Here is an 18143-nt window from a genome sequence, read left to right on the forward strand (position 1 = left end):
AAACTTGTTAACCTGTGTGGGATTAAGAACATGTATTTTAGTATTAAATCTATTTACAGAGGTATCTTGTTTTAAGAAATAAACAAGAGGATCACCATAGACAGAAGTAGATTCAAGACCAATAGTGATTGAGTCAAAGTTGTTTTTTTCAGCGAGTTGTGTAACTTTTTTAGAGAGAGTATTTGCACCTGGAACTGAGTTTAAAACAACAAATTTAGCAAGACTGGGTCCCTTCAGGATGGAGGATACGGACTTTATTGTCTTTGAGACTAACATCAATACCCACCAACAATGAATTTGACAATGAAATCACCACCTTTCTGATTAAAAATTTTGAGCTATTGAACTTAACTAATGCCCGTGGTACCTGACGCATCAACATCCTCGCAATTAGAATACACCTCTTGAATCTCTATGCACGACTCCTTGAACTGCCATACAGGAGAGAGATAAAAAGAGAAAAACACCCAGCGGTTTAAAGCTAACATCAGGCCAGGGGAACTGACTTTAACAGAAGCGACATAAAAATGCCCTACAGGAGTTGAACAGAACCATCCTCAATAGCCACTATTATTGTTACACGAGCATTAGTTAAGTTCAATAGCAACAAAATTAAGTTTTCAAGGAGCATTAGCTTTGAGTCAGTGCTAGAGAACAAAAAACTTTTTCAAGAATCCAGTTGACAACGAGCCTCCCCCATATGATTAGGCAGCCGAAGAGGCAGCCACCCTATCCCAGAAGAAGTACTTTGGAGAAGGCGCAAAGGGGATATGGCGGCTGCAGCCTTAGCAGGCTATCATATGGGCCCCACTCATTGTAAACCGCACTTAAAAAACTTTTTTGCACCCCAGCTACATTGCCTCAAAGAGTTTTCGTAAAGAAAACTCCCAGTTGATTTATGGTAAATGAACAAGGAAATGTAAGGGGTTCAACTGGAAAATCTAAGACTTAAACCTTACAAAATATATTATACGAGGAGTTATAATATTATGCTAAAGATGATATCATGGAATGTAAACGGTATAAGGGCTGTTATGGGGAAAGGGTTTACAGACTTCTTCCAAAAGGAAGATGCAGATATATTCTGCATTCAGGAAACAAAGGTACAGGAGGGACAAATTGAAATACCTTTTGAAGGTTATTATAAATATTGGAACTATGCAGAAAAGAAAGGTTACTCAGGAGTAGCGGTTTTTACCAAAATAAAGCCCATTACTGTATCTTATGGTATCGGAATAGAGGAACATGATAAAGAGGGAAGGGTTATTACTCTCGAATTTGATGAATACTATGTTGTAACAGTGTATACGCCTAATTCGCAGAGAGGGCTTACACGGCTTCATTATCGTATGAAGTGGGAAGATGATTTCCTTTCATATTTAAAATCTCTTGAGAGGTATAAACCGGTAATTGTTTGTGGGGATCTTAATGTAGCCCATAAGGAGATTGACCTAAAAAATCCTCAATCAAATAAAAAAAATGCAGGATTTACGGAAGAGGAAAGAAGCAAGTTTGATAGTTATGTAAATAATGGTTTTATTGATACTTTCAGATACTTTTATCCTGATAGGATAGGAGTATACACTTGGTGGTCATATATGTTTAATTCAAGGCAGAATAATGCAGGATGGAGAATAGACTATTTTATTGTTTCGGAGAGAATTAAGGATCGGCTTAAGGATGCGTTGGTTTATTCTGAAATCACTGGCTCTGATCACTGTCCTGTCGGTATTCTATTAGATTAAAACAGACTAAAAATCAGGAGCGGGTAAAAACGCTCCTGATTTTTATGAAGAATTTGATTTTTTATTTGTTATTCTAACTTATAGCCGTCTATTTCTGCTCTTCAAGCAGCAGACTTGATGTACTTGACAATTCTTGTTGTTTGGCGGTGATTTCCTGTATGGCGGCTGTAATATCCAGTATTTCATTATGGATGTTATGAAGGCTTCCGTCTAGAGTTTCTGATAGGGTAAGTATACTTGATATATTTTCAGATATTATTTTCTCATCTTTTTGTGTTGATTGTACTGTATTTCTTGTTTCTTCAGCGAGCTTTCTAACTTCATCTGCTACCACTGAAAAGCCTTTTCCGGCTTCACCGGCTCTGGCAGCTTCTATAGAGGCATTTAATGCCAGTAAATTAGTCTGCTCCGATATTCCAACAATCTGCTCTGTAACTTCTTTATAGTTATCGATGCTGTCTTTCATTTTACTTATGTTCAATTTTAGTTTTTCCGAAACAGATAATAATAAACTTGTAGACTCGGTTATATTGGTGACAGATTTAGCATTTTCGCAACTGCCGAGTGCTATATCATCTAAAAGTGCAATTATCTCATTAACTCTCTTGCCCAATATGCCAAGTTTTTGGTTTTTATCCTCATCCATTTTTTCAAGCTGATCCAGTACTCCCTGCAGATCGTGGTTTTTTTGTTCAACGAGTTCTTTTTGTTGAGATGCTTTCAAGTTGTAGTCAGCGCAGTTTTCAATGTGATTGAACCCGTTGAAAATTGATTTCACCATTTTGTGGCAATTGCCGTAACCACAGGAGAAACAATTTTTATTTTTGTCTTCATAAGTTGTCTTGAGCATTTTGCTAAAGATGTTATTATAGTCTGCTTCACTAGGTTCTTTAGGTAGCCCTATATCTTCTTTTGAATAATTTCTGGTAAAGTCCTCTAATTTAAGTTCTTTATTAAAATATTTAAATAGATTTTGAGGGTTTTTATTAAATTTTGAAGACTTGTTTGTTTTTAAACTGTGTACTTTTTCTTCAAGTTCAGTTATACTATTTTCTTTTATTGTGCCTGTTCCAATATTACAGCCGTTTTGACAATTTAAGATGTCAACTAAAAGTGGAAGAGTATTTCCGGAAGTGCATCTTTGGGCATACTCATCAAGGTACTTATAGGCCTGCTGTGGACCTTCAACTTGCTTAATAAAGGCATCTTTCGTATACAAGCAGACATTTTCCTTTAGTCCTCCAGGCATACTATAGATGTCACCTGCTAGATAAGAGTGGACGGCAAAATCCCATTTTGAAAATGATGATAAGTCTATACCTTTGCTTTTTATATAATCAAATAAATTTTTGAATGTAATGTTGTATTTCACAAGTTTATTGGTGTTAGGGTCTTGCATTTCTGATTTTTTAGCTATGCATGGGGACAAGAAGCCTAGTTTATCATTAACTTTAAGATACTTGTTTAGGTATATTGCAGTACACATCATTGGACTATGGATTGGAGACAGATAAGGTAGTATTTCATGTCTGTATTTTTGAACATAATTTACAACAGCAGGACATGGTTGCGCAACGACAGACTTTAGATTTCTATCTTTTATAGCACGAAGGTATGCCCATGTTGTTATGTCTGCACCTATCGAAACATCATAGAAATTAATTACTCCAAGACTCTTAAGAAATCCAAGAATCTGTTGATAGTTTGGGAAACTAATTTTAAATGCGGGGCCTGCAAGAATACTTATCTTTTCACCATTTTTAAGATCGTTAAGGAAGCTCTCAAGGTCATCCTGATATGATCTTGCCTGATGATCACAAGCATTTATGCATGAGCCGCATGTGATGCATTTAGATTCATCAATTTTGGTATAGCTTTTTCCATCTTTGATATAGGATATATTTGCACCTTCAACTGGACATACATATATGCACTTGTTGCAGCCAACACATTTCTCTTCTTTGCTGATTATGATATTATTATCCATATTATCTGCTCCTTGATTAACCCAAATTATTTATGATTACATATAATAGGTACTTTTATAGACTTCATATTTTGATTATCGGTTAATAAGAAAATTCTTTTAGTATTTTAGGGAAGAATTTTTTATGATAGTGTCTGGAAAAAATAGCGCGTTTTTTACATCAAAATAAAATAGGCCAACACATAACCAATGTTGGCCTATTTATTAAAAATTTGCGTAGCAAAAATTTAATAAACGAATATAATAAAATGTGCTAAATGCTCCAGAAATTTTTATTTAAGGATACTGGAAATATAACAACGGTTAGATTTTCACTTGCGGCCTTGTTTGTTCAAAAGAGTCCACGTGAAAAATCCGAAGTAATATTTCAGGTATTTCTTAACAATGAGCTTTAAAATGGAAGTTCGCTCACATCATTTTGTGAATTGTATTCTCCTACAGCACTTTGGAAAACTTCTGTGCCCGTATCTTGTAAAAGATCTGAAGACTTTTTACTGTCAGCGAAGGATACTTCTTCTGCGATAATTTCCGTTATATAATGCTTTTTACCTTCGGCATCATCCCAGGTTCGATTATGCAACCTTCCTATTACTGCAACTTGCTGTCCTTTACGGAAATAGTTGCTGCAAAATTCCGATGTTTTCTCCCATGCAACTACAGGAAAGAAATCGGCTTGTGGTTCATCTCCCTGCTTTGTAAATTTTCTGCTTACAGCAAGTCTGAACTGGCAGAGGGTTTTATTTGTGGTAGTGTGCCTTACTTCAGGGTCCTGGGTTAGTCTCCCAATTAGCATAACTTTGTTCATAAAATCAACCTACTTTCAAAAAACTTTCTATAAATAGTATATCAAACATATGTTCGGTTGTCCATAGTTTTTAAAAAATTTATTTACATTTTATTTACATTACATTAAACAAAAAAAGCAAAAAAATCACAGAATTTTTGCTACTGTAAGATAAAGTACTATTTCTTTTTATATAAAATACAATCTTTATCTGATAGGATTTTTATATAGTTAGCGTCACTTGATATATAGGTTTCAAGCAGATTGTTTTTTGAAATTATCAAGTATTCAAAGTCATATTTTTCGAATATATTTTTATAGTGTACTTTCCCTCTGATTGCATCAAGATAATCGGAATATACGGTGCAGTTACTATTATAGGCTTTCAAATAGATATCTTGTCTGGAGTCTATAAAAACCTTAAGGTCATTGAACATTATATATCCTCCATAGGCGTAATCATTGAAGAGGCTTATATTTTGATAATCTGTGTTTTCTTTGAGATATCTGATTGCGCTTACAGGGAATTTATCAAGATTAGCTGCTTCAAAATGATAGGTGAACTTAAAAAGTATAGAGAATAGCATTGTTGCTGCCATTATAGCATTAAAGGCTTTACTTATGGTTTTATCTGTGCCTGGGAATTTTATAGGTTTAAAATTGTGACTTTTATTTAGTATGTTTCCTAAGAGTGGACCTGTGAGTAGCATAAAATATGAATAGTATCTGATGCTGTATAAAGACATAAACATTAATCCAAAGTACATCAAAATGTGCTTAAGACTTATTTTGGATTTTGATAATATCATTATTACTATTCCTATAAGGAATGTTGCAAATATTAGCAGACCTTGAGCACCTTTAAAAGATGGGCTCTGCCATTCATAAACTGTTTGTGTATTGGAATCAAACAGTATAGTGAAGTACAGCATTTTTTGAGGACCATAAGGATTAATGAATGCAGCAGCGATGGAGCCTAAAAATACTAAAAATAGAAGCCTAAAGTCAGATTTATTACCTTCAGAGTATAGCTTTCCTTTTTCAAGTTTGATGATATTATCTGCAAGGTATGGAATGAAAAGAATTAGAAACATAGGAAGAGTACCAATATGAAGATTTGCCAAAATTATCGATAATATTGGAATAAATGCCAAGTATAGTTTTCGTTTGGATTTTATATAAGATTCGATAAGAAAGATTTCAAGCACAAATATTATGAAACTAAAGACATGGGGCCTAACTACAATAAATTTGAACAAATTTAATACATAAATAGACCCAAAAGTAAAAATGAAAGAAATATAGCTTAAATTACCGTTTAGCAGGTTGTTGGTTTGGTACAAAACAAAAATCAGGACGGACATCAGAATACATACCAATATAGCAAGTCCTTGAAAGCCAAAACTGCTGAATACCCTGTAAAAGATAAAGTCTGAAAGCCATTCATGGGGTGTATAACTCAAATGGTGTATTGAAAAAGGGTCTAGAGTTGGAAAGCCATGTTTAGAAATATACTCTCCAACCTTTATGTGAAAGAAAGTATCCCCATCGGATATGGTATAATTGGTGCTTATAACAAAAATGGCAATTAATAAAAAGAGGAGAACCATATGATATGTTCCTTTCAAGAGAAATTAATTTTGCGCTCATTATCAAGGTTCTTTTCCATATATTAGTTTTCCGTTTGTATATAATGTTATCTTATTTGAGGTGACATACCTTTGGGAAGGGTTGAAAGAATAGTCGTTTAATTGGCTAAAGTCTGTCCAGTTGTCTTTAGAAAGCCTTGTTTGTATCTCAATAATTTTTCCGGGTGATATAACTCCAGAGGTATTTGAGAAACCTATCTCAAGGTAATGGTCTGCATTACTTTTAGATGTGGATAGCTTTAAAAAGTTTCCGTAAACATTGGAAGATCCAGCAGTGCACCAATCGCACCAAAAGCTTTGTGGGATATTACTGTCAACAGTAAAGTAATATCTTATTTTTATTTCTGAAAGCTTTATGGCAGAGGCAGTATTGTTAATTAGTTTAAACATCGGGGTTATAGTGTTAGTAGAAGATGAAGAATTGCTACTGAAATACATTACCTGAAGCTCTCCTGAAGCTTTTGTAGAATTATTTACCTTTAGTGTAGGTGCAGAAAGTTTTTTTGTAGGAGTTGGATTAGCGACTTTGGTTGCAATAGGCATAATAACTTTAGTGGCAGATGTCTTAAGGGCATTTAAAGTAGTTGGAGTTGGTGCATTTTTTACTGTTTCAGAAGATGGTTTTGATGATTTTATTGCTTGAGAAATTGATGTTGATACAACTGACGGTGATACAACTGATGGTGATATGGCAGTTGATGGCAAAGCGGTAGCAGTCACGAGTACTTGATTTTTTTTATCAAGAGTGGTTTCAGGTAGTGTTTGACTGCTTGAGTTATTTATTGCAGTACTTTGAACTGATACAACTATTGAGTTTTGGTAATCAGTATTTGATGCTAATGTAGGAGTAGTTGAAGGAGGAGTGGAATAACTTTTCAGCATCATTACGACAGAAAACAGAAAAAAAACTCCTATTGCAAGCTTTATAATTATTCTTCTCTTTTTTACATCATAGAATATCCTCATTTAACATTTGTATATTGCACATTAAGCAATGTGAGTATACAATTTACCTCCTCTCTTATTATACAGATTTATATTTTCAGCATCCCTAAGTAAGTCCGCCCCATAAAGTGCTTATTATTAGAGGTACCATACCTAATACTGCAGATAAAACTACAGCCAATATTGGGTGAACTTTGAACTTAACTGTAGAAATAAGTATTATCAAAAAAACTGCAATACTCCATACATCTATTATATTATCGGAATTTGATAACTGACCTGTTAATAGAGATTTTATTTCGATAAAAGAAATTCCGGACTTAAAAATTGAGGTTCCTGCCATAAATACTACAGCTGAACCAACCATTCCTATCGTTACAGGTCTGATTCCTTGGAGTATTGATTCTATGATAGCATTTTCTTTAAACTGAATAAAAAAGTGGGCAATTATTACAATCAATATGAAGGAAGGCAGTGATACCCCCAGAGTAGCTGAAAATGATCCCAATATCCCTGCGGTTTTTGCTCCAACATAAGTTGCAGCATTTACAGCAAGCGGACCTGGAGTCATTTGTGATATTGCAATAATGTCTGCATACTCTTTTGCACCTATCCAGCCGTTTCGTTCAATTTCTGTCTGGATGAGAGGAATCATTGCATACCCCCCACCAAAGCTGAAAAGTCCTATTTTAAAGAAAGTCCAGAAAAGCAACAGTTGAATCATATCTTTTTTACCTTCCTTAACATATACATTATATAACCTGCAATTCCTCCGCCCAATACTATAACAATAGCATTTGTTTTGAAGAATACCATCAATATAAAGGCAATAGCTGCAAGAATGGCGGATACATAACTTTTTATTGTCTTCTTTGAAAGCTTTATTGCTGTTAAAAGTATTAGTGCAGTGACTCCTGCTCTTATACCTTCAAACGCTTTCTGAACAAATTCATTCTCATTTATCCCGGACATTACATAATAGATGGCAAGGATTATTAAAAAGGATGGAAGTATTACACCAAGGGCCGCAGATATAGCGCCTTTGATCTTAGCTATCTTATAGCCTACAAACATAGAGGTATTTATTGCAATTACCCCAGGTACTGATTGAACTATAGCAAAAATGTCTACAATTTCTTCTTCATTTACCCAATGCCTATGATCTACTACTTCTTTTTCGATCAATGGAAGCATCGCATATCCTCCACCTATAGTAAAGGCTCCTATTTTGAAAAAAGTAACGAATATTTCCCATAGTTCTTTTGTGTTTTTATTACTCATGAAATTTGAACCTCAAAATAAATTATTTGTTGTTATAATACCAATTAAAATAGGATTAGAAAAGGCCTTATGTTTAAAAAAATTACAAAGTACAATTAAATTATTTAAATTATAAATTTTAAAAAAATTTTTAAGACTTTTTTTTAGCACGTTCGTATTATATGTTGAGAAGAAAATGGTGTAGAGGAACATTATTTTGCAAGTATTTGAGTCTTGTAGTGTAAAAAGGAGTATTGCAAAATTGTATCCATTTTGATAAACAAAGTTTAAGGAGGAAAATATTTTATGGGACGCAAGTTGAAACGTTCAAAACACGATAAAGTTTTAGCTGGTGTTTGTGGTGGAGTAGCTGAGTATTTAAATTTGGATTCAACTATTATAAGGCTTGGTTTTGTGCTTCTGACTTTCTTTGGAGGGGTAGGTCCAATTGCTTATATAGTAGGTGTATTTATAATGCCTCAGCAGGAAAGCTATAAGCCTAACAACTTTTTTGATGAAGATAAAGATAACATAGGTGCGGAGTATGATAGTGAAAAAGACTTTACACAAGTAATGGGTGACAGTATGGACACTGGGAGTCAGGATTCTCAAAGAAGCGGAGCTTTTGTAGGCGTAAGTCTTATATTACTTGGGCTTATGTTTTTAGCAAAGCAATTTATACCCGCGATTAACTTTACGCAGTTAGTTCCTGTTTTGCTTATAGTAATTGGCATTTTTATTGTTTTCAGGAATGGGAGGAAATAGAAATGAGTAGAAAGGGCATAGGATTTGGGGTCTTTCTGATAGCCATTGGCATTTTAGCATTTTTGATTCAGTTTGGTATTTTGAGTGGATCTGTTTTAATGGTATTTATAAATCATGCTGAGTTGACTGTTTCTCTAATACTTATAGTAGTTGGTATAAACATGATTTTTAAAAAATACTCTTTTGTCAAAGTATTAACCTGGCTGGCATTTTTTGTAGTGATGATTGTATATGGAAATTACGCTGAAGTAGATGTAGAGAAAAGCAGCAATGATACAAGTAAAACTTTTGCAGTTGAACAGTATAAGGAAACGGGTAATGGTGAACTCAATCTTAGTGCTTCTGCAATTAACTTGAATGTTGGTTCAACCGATGCAAACTTGATAGATGGTATGGTTAAAAATGTAGGTATTGATCATAAAGAGAACTATAAAAACGATAATGAGACTGCAATTATAAAATTCGAAACAAACAGTAAGGATGTTTTCGAGAATTTCTTTAAGAACCTTTTTACAGCTGGTAAATTTTCTATTGACAGGAAGTGTAATTTAAATTTAAACAGTAGCGTTGTTTGGGATGTAAAAATGGACCTGGATGCTATCGATTCAGATATAGATTTGTCAGACTTAAAGGTTAAAAATTTGGATATTGATGGGGATGCAGGTAGTTTCAAACTGACATTCGGGCGGGAGTACAAAAGCACAAAAGCAAAAATAGATGCTGATGCAGCTAAGGTTGAAGTCTTCGTTCCGGTGGACTCAGGGATAAGGGTTAAAATTGACGGAGATGCAAGCTCTACCGATTTTAATGATATAAGTCTGGAGAGAAAAGGTGAGTACTATATTTCAAAGAATTATGAAGAGATGGATGAAAAAATTGAATTGGATGTGCAGATTGATGCAGGCAGTTTGAAGATAAGTGGTATTTAAGAAACGGTGGTTGATTTGTGGTTCTTTTTCGCAGAGCATGTTTTCTGTTCGCCAAATAAGTAATAAAATATAAGGAAAAAATGGATGCCAGTATTAGGTATCCACTTTTTGTTTTTTTAGTTAAATAAGTGAAATATGAAGTTAGATTAAGGACGAGCATAATAAAATTTTAGTACAAAAATGGTATTAGATATGATAAAATGTATTTGTTGTCTAGAGGTAATTGATAATTTTTGAAAGGGAAAAATATCACATGAAGCGTTTTACGAAGCTATTTGTTAATATATTCCGCATTTATAAAAGTTTATTTGTCAATATGGCAAGGAAGCTCAATGCCTTTAATATTATGATAATTTATACTATTATAGGAGCGCTTTGGATTACGCTTTCAGACAAGGTGCTAACTTTTTTTGTAAGCGACCCTCTGAAAATGATCAAAATATCTACCTATAAGGGATGGTTTTTTGTTATATGTACTGCAGTATTGTTATACATTTTGATTGATAGCAGCACAAATGAGATAAAGAAATCAAAGGATGAGCTCAGGGTAAGTGAAGAACGGTACAGATTGGTTATAAACAACACAACTGATGGAATGTGGGAATGGGATATAGCAAAAGACAAGATTATTTATCCTCTTGAATGGAAGAGATTACTTGGCTATAAAGATAAAGATTTCGCAGGTAATAGGACTGATATTGAACGTTTTTTACACCCAGATGATGTCATGGAGATGAGAGATTCAATATGGGAATATCTAAATGGAAAAATTCCTAAATTTAAATTGGAAATAAGAGTAAAGACTAAAATCGACGAATATGTATGGGCTCAAATAAGAGGACAGGCTATATGGGATAATGAAGGTAAACCTTCAGGAATGATAGGTACGGTTACCGATATTACTGAACGTAAAATAACCGAAGTAGCTCTGAAAAACACAATGGAAGAGAATAAAAAGCTTCTTAATGAAGTAATTGAGTATGATAGGCTCAAGACGGAATTTTTTACAAACATATCCCACGAGTTCCGTACTCCACTCAATGTGATACTTTCGGTAGTTCAGGTATTGTCAATTCATGAGAAGAAGGGAGAGGACACGGTTAATATTGAAAAGATAAACAGATATATGAAAAATGTTAGGCAGAATTGTTTCCGGTTGCTTAAGCTTATTAATAATATTATTGATGTAAACAGAATAGACTCGGGTTTTTTAAAATTGCAGTTAAGAAACGAGGATATTGTTAGAATTATAAACCAAATTGTAAGTTCTGTAAAAGAATTTGTAAGTGTCAACCAGCTAAAGATCACATTTTCATCAAATGTAAAACAAAAGGTCATGGCATTTGATGTTGATAAAGTTGAAAGATTAATGCTCAACCTTATTTCTAATTCCATTAAGTTTACCAAACCTGGGGGAGAAATATTTATAAATGTCTATGATCTTGGTGATCTTGTAAATATTTCAGTAAGAGATACAGGTATAGGAATTGAAAAAGACAAATTACCCATTATTTTTGCTCGTTTTAGGCAGGTTAACTCAACCCTTGTTAAAGATAGCGAAGGTAGTGGAATTGGGTTGTCACTTGTTAAATCGCTGGTAGAGATGCATAATGGTGATATAAGAGTTATCAGTGAACCTGGTATTGGAACTGAGTTTATTATTTCTTTCCCGGCGAAAATCCTTAGTGATGAAGAAAATGAATCTATGTCAGGGGTAGCTTTTGAGTTGAAAAACGAAGGTGTTGAAAGAGCTGAAATAGAATTCTCTGATATATATATTGCTGAACAGAGTAGTACAAGAAATTAGTTAATAAAAATAAGTACATTTGAACTTATGTACTTAAGAACTTGTTCACCAAAACAGGTTATTGGTTTTATTGTTTGCATTATATATCAAGTTCGGAAAGGCTAAGCTTTCCTGAATAGAGCCTTATAGGTATTGCACTATTCCTGCCAGATATATTCATTACAAAATTCTGGTTAGTTGATACCATAATACATGAACCTTCAAGATTGAGAATGCTGTTAAAAATTTCTGATATTTTACTAAAAGTATCATCTGCAATGGCTTCAAGATCTCCAAAGTTAAATACTACTTTTAGGGGCGTAATTGAAGATATCCTTTGTACACCTAATTTAAGCGCAGTAATGTTTTTATCACACATACTTTTTGATATATTGATAACTGATATACCATCTTTACTTTCAATGAAAAACGGCCTTAGGACTGTACTTTCGGGTTTTGTCTGCTGGATGGGTGGAACTGTAGGATAGTTAATCTGGGGCTTTTGAGCGCCTGAGCAGTTGATTTCGGTTTTTGCCAGCGGGCAGGAGATTTGTAAAACTTCATCAACAACTTCAATTACCTTTTCATAGGAAAAGGGTTTGACAATATAATGCTTTGCACCGTTTTGAAGAGCTTCAAGAATCATTAATTTTTGGTTTAGTGCACTTACCATGATAATTTTTGCATCTGGGTAGGCTGCAATAATTTTTTTTGTCCCGTCTATTCCACTCAATATGGGCATAGTTATATCCATAGTTACAAGATCTGGCTTGTGGGTTTCATATTCGACAAATGCCTGTACACCATTAGTTGCCTCTGCTAAAACAGTATGTCCTGCAGAGACCAGTATGTTCCTTACATTTCTTCTTGCCATGGATGAGTCATCCACAATCAAAACAGTAGCCATGCAATTCACCCCTTGCAGTTTATTTTATTTTAAAGAATTTATGAAATTTATTTCTATATTACCTTTATCCGATTCTAAAGAAGCATTCCATATTCCCGCACTTGAATGTTCAATTTTGGCTTCCTGTGAATGTAAAGTGACAGGGGTACCAAGTGTTATATAGTCTTCTATGTGAGGAATGGATTTTGAAAAGTTTCCCATAATCATATTTGTACATTCTGCCAGAACGTCTTCATTGCTTATTTGATCTTCCTCTGGGTTTATGGGATCTAAAACAAAATAAGAAAGTATACTTTTTAGCAGATTTTTATCAGCAGTGAAAAAGAATATGCCATTAATAGCGCCTTTTATTGCAATAATGACTGAAACTTCTCTTAAAGCAAGATTTTTGACTTTCTTAACACTTTCTACGATACCATCATTAGAAAGTGATACTTGCCCATCAAAGAAATTCTTTGTTGTATCAATAAGAGCGTTCATAAAATCAATTTCTGAGATTATAGGTAAGTCGGTACTTGATGCGTATGGAATAAGAAAAGTAAACTTAGTTCCCATCCCCGTTGATGTATTAACTTCAATGGTTCCACCCAGTTTATCTACTTCATCTTTAACTGCGCTTAATCCCATACCTCTACCGGATAATTCCGATATTTCGCAATTGGTTGAAAAGCCATCATAAAAAATTAAAGAGACTATTTCATGATCATTTTTATCATTAATTTCCTGTTTGGTAAAATACCCTTTTTCAACAGCAGTTTTCTTTATGAGATCAATATCTATTCCAAAACCATCATCCGTAATTGATAATTTGATTAGATTATCAACAAGCTCTACTGAACATTTGATGTTTCCAAATTCACTTTTACCTGATTTAACACGTTCATCCCAAGGCTCAATTCCATATTCCATAATGTCCCTAAATACATGGCCAAGGGATTTGGTAAATGAGCTATATTTTCCAGGATCTATGAAGAAGTCGCCACCCTCGATAACCAGCGGATTTACCTGTTTTATGAAACGGTCGGATAGTTGTAATACATAGTTTGTATATGATTTAAGTAGTTCCCTAAATTGCTTATACCTGAATTTTCTGATATCAGGTATAAGCAGGCTGTAATCTAAAGGAGAGATGAAGGACAACATTTTGTTTTCAATATCTAAAAGCTTTTGTTTATCTATTTTCACAACTTCATTATCTTGGAAAAATGAAGCTCCAAGAACACTTTTAAGCATAAAAAGATCTTCATTGAGCCATTCGCGTAAGTTGTAAATTGATAAAAATATGTCGAGATCCTCCAAACTCATATTGTTTGAATCATTTAGCAGCTCAGACAGTTCAAACTCAAATTGATGCAGATTGGCGGGAATATTTTTAAGTCCGAACTGGCTGAAACTTCCTTTAAAAGTATGTATTGACCTATAGAGTTTTATAATAATATCCTGAATACTGTAAGAGGTGTTAATTATATCAAACATCCCGCTTTTACAGAAGTTATCATAGTCTTTGACACAATCCATAAAATCTGAGTAGTTTGTAACTATATTAACGACCATTTTTAGCACATTTTTTTCTTCATCCATTTGTGCTTGAAGTATGCGAGTTTCTGTTATGTCTGTTAGGATTAACATAACTGCTTCAGTTTGATCCCGACTACTTATAGTTATAATTTTATAGTCCATTTGTATTTGTTTATTGTTAATCGTGGCCTCTTGTGGCAATAAGCTCAAATATGTGGCTCTTTTTGCCTGTTCTTGCTCCATTAAAACCATAGAGGTTACACTTTGTATTAGTTCTTGCTGCTCTAGATTCCCTGGGAAAATCAGTTTGGAAATATTTTCTCCATTAATTTGACGATTGAATATTCTTTTGCACTCAAGACTATAACCCTCATCTACCACAAGATCAGCACCAAAAGTTAAAAACCCCTGTTTTGCGTTGTCTAAAAGGTTTTGGATTGATTCGGTTTTTTCAAATACCTTTCTTTCGAGTGATTCGGAAAATATATCCAGTTTTTCTTTCGAGGCTTTAAGTTCATTAAACATATGCGTAAGAGCGAAGTTCTTATATTCAACTTCTTTAGATTGTTTTTTTATTTCTTTAAATAAGTTTGAATAGGAATTGACGAGACTAAACCCAAGTATGCAGATGAAAATAATGCAGAGAGATGCTACAGCAATATAATTCCAGGATGTTACAGTATTGTGTAAATTCTGTAACATAATTAAAGGCAGAACGAACAGGGTAAGCGGAGCAGATAAAGTAAGTCCTGTAATTAATATTACTATTTTATATTTATTTAAGAAGGAGTCTTTCTTAGGGTTTATTTTCATAATATACACACCTTGATGTGAAAAAATTTGTAAAACTACATCGTATCCAGTACTAAGGAATAGCAGCTACATTGTATGCTTTTTAGAGATTGTAGTAATTAGAACCATCTAAAACGCATTTTTAGCGCTTTTAAATAAGGAATCAGTTGTATTAAAAGGCAATTGATTATAGAGATTTTGATAAGAAACATATTATATATACTTTATATTATATCAGAAATATCTATATAAGGCTTATAGGTAATTAGTCCTAGTACAAATTTCTATCGATTTATGATGCTTTTGATTTAATAAATGTTCTTGGAATTTATTGAAAAATGTCGTATAATATTATTACTAGTCTGATTTGCATAGAAAATATCTACAGGAGGTGCTTGGATATGAAGATAAAGGATTTGCTTGAAAAAAGAAAACAGGCAAATAAAAAGGCTGCTAAAAAGAAAACTGCCAAGAGTATTGCAGTTGGAGCAGGGGTTGGAGCGGCTGTTGGCTTGACTGCAGGAGTATTATTGGCACCTAAGTCAGGTAAAGAAACGAGAGAAGATTTAGCTGAGAATGCAAAAGTAGCAGCAGAGAAAGTTGCAGAAGGTACTAAAGTAGCAGCTGAAAAAGTAGCTGAAGGGACAAAAAAGGCTGCAGTTTTAGTTAAGGGAAAAGTAGCTGAATTAAAGAATAAGAAAGTTGAAGAAGAGCCGCAGGAAGAACTAGAAAATGAAGTTCCAGAAAATTAAATGCTTAATAAAATTTCTTAACTATCAGAAAAAACAAATTGATTAATTTGTTTTTTCTTTATTTAGCCTCTTGGAGTGAAATGAAAGAGGCAAAAACGTAGGGACTCGATATCCCGGAGTTTTATTACTGCTGTTTATGGACTAAAACAGGAAGAAGGACTCAATTTTTGATTTAGTAAAGGTAATATATGAGGGGGTGAAATATGGATATTCTCATCAGTGTCAGAGATATAGCAAATTTTATAATTTATTCCCTAGGGGCAGCAGCTTTAATTGTGCTAATTATTGCACTGGTTTATGTTATAAGGTTTGTCAAGCGTTTGGACAAGCTTGTTGAGAAAAATACTGATTATATCAATAAGACTGCAAGTTTGCTTCCAGAAGTTGTAGATAATATCAACGATGTATCAGTAAGTGTGAAAGATGGAATAAATAAAGCTGAACAGACTGTTGAAACTATTGAAGAATACATTTGTGAAACAGTAACAACAGTTAGTGATACCACTGAAGGGCTATTTGATTTTATTAGTGTTGCAGGAGAAGTAGTGAAGACTATTGTTGGATTATTCCCAGTTGGAAAAAAGAAATAGAGAAAGAGTTTTTGGTGAATAAAAAATGCTTTTGAAAAATATAAAACAAATAAAAAAATAGCTATGGCGCTAGGCCATAGCTATTTTTAATTACCATTTGCTGTTGAAATTTCTATTGCCACCGCCGAATCCTCTGTTACCGCCGCCAGAATTGCCTCTTCTTTGTTGTTTTTTTGCCTGTCTGCAAGTTGGGCATCTCTGAGGTTCATTTTGGAATCCTTTTTCCTGATAGAATGCTTGTTCTCCTTCTGTGAACACGAAATCAGCACTACAGTCCTTACATGTAAGAGTCTTGTCGGGCATATTAATAATCCTCCTTAATGATTTGGATTTAACCTATTCTAGACATATTCTTCCAATCTATTAAGGAGAACATGAGTCTAAATATATTAAATCTCATTACTATTTTTATTATATCACGAAATTGATAAACAAATCAATATATTTTACTTATGCAATAAAATGTAAATAATGGAAAATTTAAATATAGCTGTAAGTGACCATCCTAGAAAAGTTTGTCACCTTTTTACAGTGTTTATTCATATTAATATATAAGGAATAACTGGAGTTTAAGGGCAAATATATGTATTATTGCAGAACATCATATATAGCTGATTATAATAGAGACGAAGCTGTGAAATATGCCATAAAATGGGCACTGAAGCGTAATCCAAGCTACTTTGACTTCGAAAAGCTTGGTGGTGATTGTACCAACTTTGCTTCACAGGTGATTTTTGCTGGAAGTGGTACAATGAACTATACCCCTATATATGGATGGTATTACATTAGTTCAGGCAAAAGAACAGCTTCATGGGCCGGTGTCAATTATCTCTTTGATTTTCTAACAGGCAATAAAGGAAGCGGGCCTTTTGCAGAGCAAGTAGATGTTAGGGATGTAAAGGCTGGCGACTTAATTCAGCTGTCTTTTGGAGGAACACCAAACTATAACCATACACCTGTTGTTATCAAAACTGGCTCAACTGCAAACCTTGACAATATCCTTATCGCTGCTCATACGGATGATAGATTTGATTACCCAATAACAAACTATAGCTGGGCAGATATAAGGTTTCTTCATATTCTTGGTGTAAGGAAGCCCTAGTTTGGGTAATAATGCAACACTAGAAGCTTATTTTGCAGCTTTTTGATAGATACATTCGTTTGAAGACTCAGTTAGCGATTCTAAATCCAGCAGGAGTATCAGTTTATCATTAACTTTAGCAACACCGCTTATATACTTTTTATCAAGATGAGCTGGGGTACTTTCTATTGCATCATCTTCAAACTGAATAATTTCATCAACAGAGTCAACTGACATACCAATATACATGGAGTTTACATTAACAATTAATACTTTAGAATCTTCATCATTGATGTTTGAAGGCGGAAGATTGAACTTTTTCCTTAAATTAAACAAAGTATACACTTTTCCCCTTAAATTGATTAAGCCATCAATGAATTCAGGTGCATTAGGAACTTTAAATACAGTTTGTGTTAGAATTATTTCCAATACACGTGCGATTTCTACTGCGAAATGTTCGTCATTCAGCTTGAAAATTACGTACTGTTGTGACATACAAATCCCTCCATATTAGTTTTTATTAACTGCTTGTAATAGTTTGATTCGGAATTATAAGTAGTGTGAGCTAAAAGATGGAATTTATTTAGAAAGCTATTGTACTATCTGGAAATTAAAAGAAGGGAAATAAAAATTGCCCTTAATAATATTATAGC

General features: G+C 33.7%; 17 protein-coding genes and 1 pseudogene. 7 read left to right on the top strand and 11 right to left on the bottom strand.

Annotated elements, in window-relative coordinates; genetic code table 11:
• A pseudogene (locus tag ACECE_RS30780) lies at window positions 1-276 on the bottom strand (hypothetical protein); the annotation flags it as partial.
• Window positions 277-989: 713 nt separating this feature from the next.
• Here ACECE_RS30780 and ACECE_RS0222680 point away from each other — a divergent pair.
• Window positions 990-1745, top strand: a complete 756-nt coding sequence (locus tag ACECE_RS0222680) for an exodeoxyribonuclease III (RefSeq protein WP_010251390.1) — start codon at window positions 990-992, stop codon at window positions 1743-1745.
• Window positions 1746-1833: 88 nt separating this feature from the next.
• On the opposite strand, the gene ACECE_RS32455 is transcribed toward ACECE_RS0222680, so the two are convergent.
• The 6 genes from ACECE_RS32455 to ACECE_RS0222715 form a co-directional block, all read right to left on the bottom strand.
• A complete protein-coding gene (locus ACECE_RS32455) occupies window positions 1834-3732 on the bottom strand; it encodes a [Fe-Fe] hydrogenase large subunit C-terminal domain-containing protein (RefSeq protein ID WP_010251391.1) in 1899 nt (632 codons plus the stop codon).
• Window positions 3733-4123: 391 nt separating this feature from the next.
• The gene (locus ACECE_RS0222695) at window positions 4124-4537 is read right to left on the bottom strand and encodes a single-stranded DNA-binding protein (protein WP_010251392.1); all 414 of its coding nucleotides are present in this window, start codon (window positions 4535-4537) and stop codon (window positions 4124-4126) included.
• 158 nt (window positions 4538-4695) lie between these two features.
• Window positions 4696-5775, bottom strand: a complete 1080-nt coding sequence (locus ACECE_RS0222700) for a hypothetical protein (RefSeq protein WP_162862624.1) — start codon at window positions 5773-5775, stop codon at window positions 4696-4698.
• Window positions 5776-6168: 393 nt separating this feature from the next.
• On the bottom strand, window positions 6169-7131 hold the full coding sequence (locus ACECE_RS29825; protein WP_010251395.1) for a cellulose binding domain-containing protein: 963 nt from the start codon (window positions 7129-7131) through the stop codon (window positions 6169-6171).
• An 85-nt stretch (window positions 7132-7216) separates the two neighbouring features.
• Window positions 7217-7834: a chromate transporter gene (locus ACECE_RS0222710; protein WP_010251397.1), complete on the bottom strand. Its 618-nt coding sequence runs from the start codon at window positions 7832-7834 to the stop codon at window positions 7217-7219.
• Window positions 7831-8391 carry a chromate transporter gene (locus ACECE_RS0222715; RefSeq protein ID WP_010251399.1) on the bottom strand — a complete coding sequence of 187 codons (561 nt, stop codon included), beginning with the start codon at window positions 8389-8391 and terminating at the stop codon, window positions 7831-7833. Before ACECE_RS0222715 ends, ACECE_RS0222710 begins: the two co-directional genes overlap by 4 nt.
• 285 nt (window positions 8392-8676) lie before the next feature.
• Between ACECE_RS0222715 and ACECE_RS0222720 the strand changes: the two genes are divergently transcribed.
• The 3 genes from ACECE_RS0222720 (at window position 8677) to ACECE_RS0222730 (ending at window position 11871) form a co-directional block, all read left to right on the top strand.
• A complete protein-coding gene (locus ACECE_RS0222720) occupies window positions 8677-9135 on the top strand; it encodes a PspC domain-containing protein (protein WP_010251401.1) in 459 nt (152 codons plus the stop codon).
• 2 nt (window positions 9136-9137) lie between these two features.
• Complete coding sequence (locus ACECE_RS0222725; protein ID WP_010251403.1) at window positions 9138-10064, top strand: hypothetical protein; 927 nt, start codon at window positions 9138-9140, stop codon at window positions 10062-10064.
• A gap of 346 nt (window positions 10065-10410) precedes the next feature.
• The gene (locus ACECE_RS0222730) at window positions 10411-11871 is read left to right on the top strand and encodes a PAS domain-containing sensor histidine kinase (RefSeq protein WP_456049043.1); all 1461 of its coding nucleotides are present in this window, start codon (window positions 10411-10413) and stop codon (window positions 11869-11871) included.
• Between the two features lie 79 nt (window positions 11872-11950).
• On the opposite strand, the gene ACECE_RS32005 is transcribed toward ACECE_RS0222730, so the two are convergent.
• Window positions 11951-12757 carry a response regulator gene (locus tag ACECE_RS32005; RefSeq protein WP_010251407.1) on the bottom strand — a complete coding sequence of 269 codons (807 nt, stop codon included), beginning with the start codon at window positions 12755-12757 and terminating at the stop codon, window positions 11951-11953.
• A gap of 24 nt (window positions 12758-12781) precedes the next feature.
• Entirely contained in the window at window positions 12782-15088 is a 2307-nt protein-coding gene (locus ACECE_RS0222740; protein WP_010251409.1) for a chemotaxis protein CheX, read from the bottom strand.
• 380 nt (window positions 15089-15468) lie between these two features.
• Here ACECE_RS0222740 and ACECE_RS0222745 point away from each other — a divergent pair, with 380 nt between their 5' ends.
• Both ACECE_RS0222745 and ACECE_RS0222750 read left to right on the top strand, forming a co-directional pair.
• Window positions 15469-15819 (top strand): YtxH domain-containing protein, encoded by a 351-nt coding sequence (locus ACECE_RS0222745; RefSeq protein WP_010251411.1) that lies wholly within the window; start codon window positions 15469-15471, stop codon window positions 15817-15819.
• 203 nt (window positions 15820-16022) lie between these two features.
• On the top strand, window positions 16023-16409 hold the full coding sequence (locus ACECE_RS0222750; RefSeq protein WP_010251413.1) for a hypothetical protein: 387 nt from the start codon (window positions 16023-16025) through the stop codon (window positions 16407-16409).
• 90 nt (window positions 16410-16499) lie between these two features.
• Here ACECE_RS0222750 and ACECE_RS28675 read toward each other — a convergent pair whose 3' ends face one another.
• The gene (locus ACECE_RS28675; RefSeq protein ID WP_010251415.1) at window positions 16500-16712 is read right to left on the bottom strand and encodes a zinc-ribbon domain-containing protein; all 213 of its coding nucleotides are present in this window, start codon (window positions 16710-16712) and stop codon (window positions 16500-16502) included.
• A gap of 280 nt (window positions 16713-16992) precedes the next feature.
• Here ACECE_RS28675 and ACECE_RS0222760 point away from each other — a divergent pair, with 280 nt between their 5' ends.
• Window positions 16993-17511 (top strand): amidase domain-containing protein, encoded by a 519-nt coding sequence (locus tag ACECE_RS0222760; RefSeq protein ID WP_010251417.1) that lies wholly within the window; start codon window positions 16993-16995, stop codon window positions 17509-17511.
• A gap of 27 nt (window positions 17512-17538) precedes the next feature.
• Here ACECE_RS0222760 and ACECE_RS0222765 read toward each other — a convergent pair whose 3' ends face one another.
• A complete protein-coding gene (locus ACECE_RS0222765) occupies window positions 17539-17985 on the bottom strand; it encodes a chemotaxis protein CheW (protein WP_010251419.1) in 447 nt (148 codons plus the stop codon).
• Between the last annotated feature and the right edge of the window lie 158 nt (window positions 17986-18143).

The sequence above is a fragment of the Acetivibrio cellulolyticus CD2 genome, assembly GCF_000179595.2.
Classification (GTDB): Bacteria; Bacillota; Clostridia; order Acetivibrionales; family Acetivibrionaceae; genus Acetivibrio; species Acetivibrio cellulolyticus.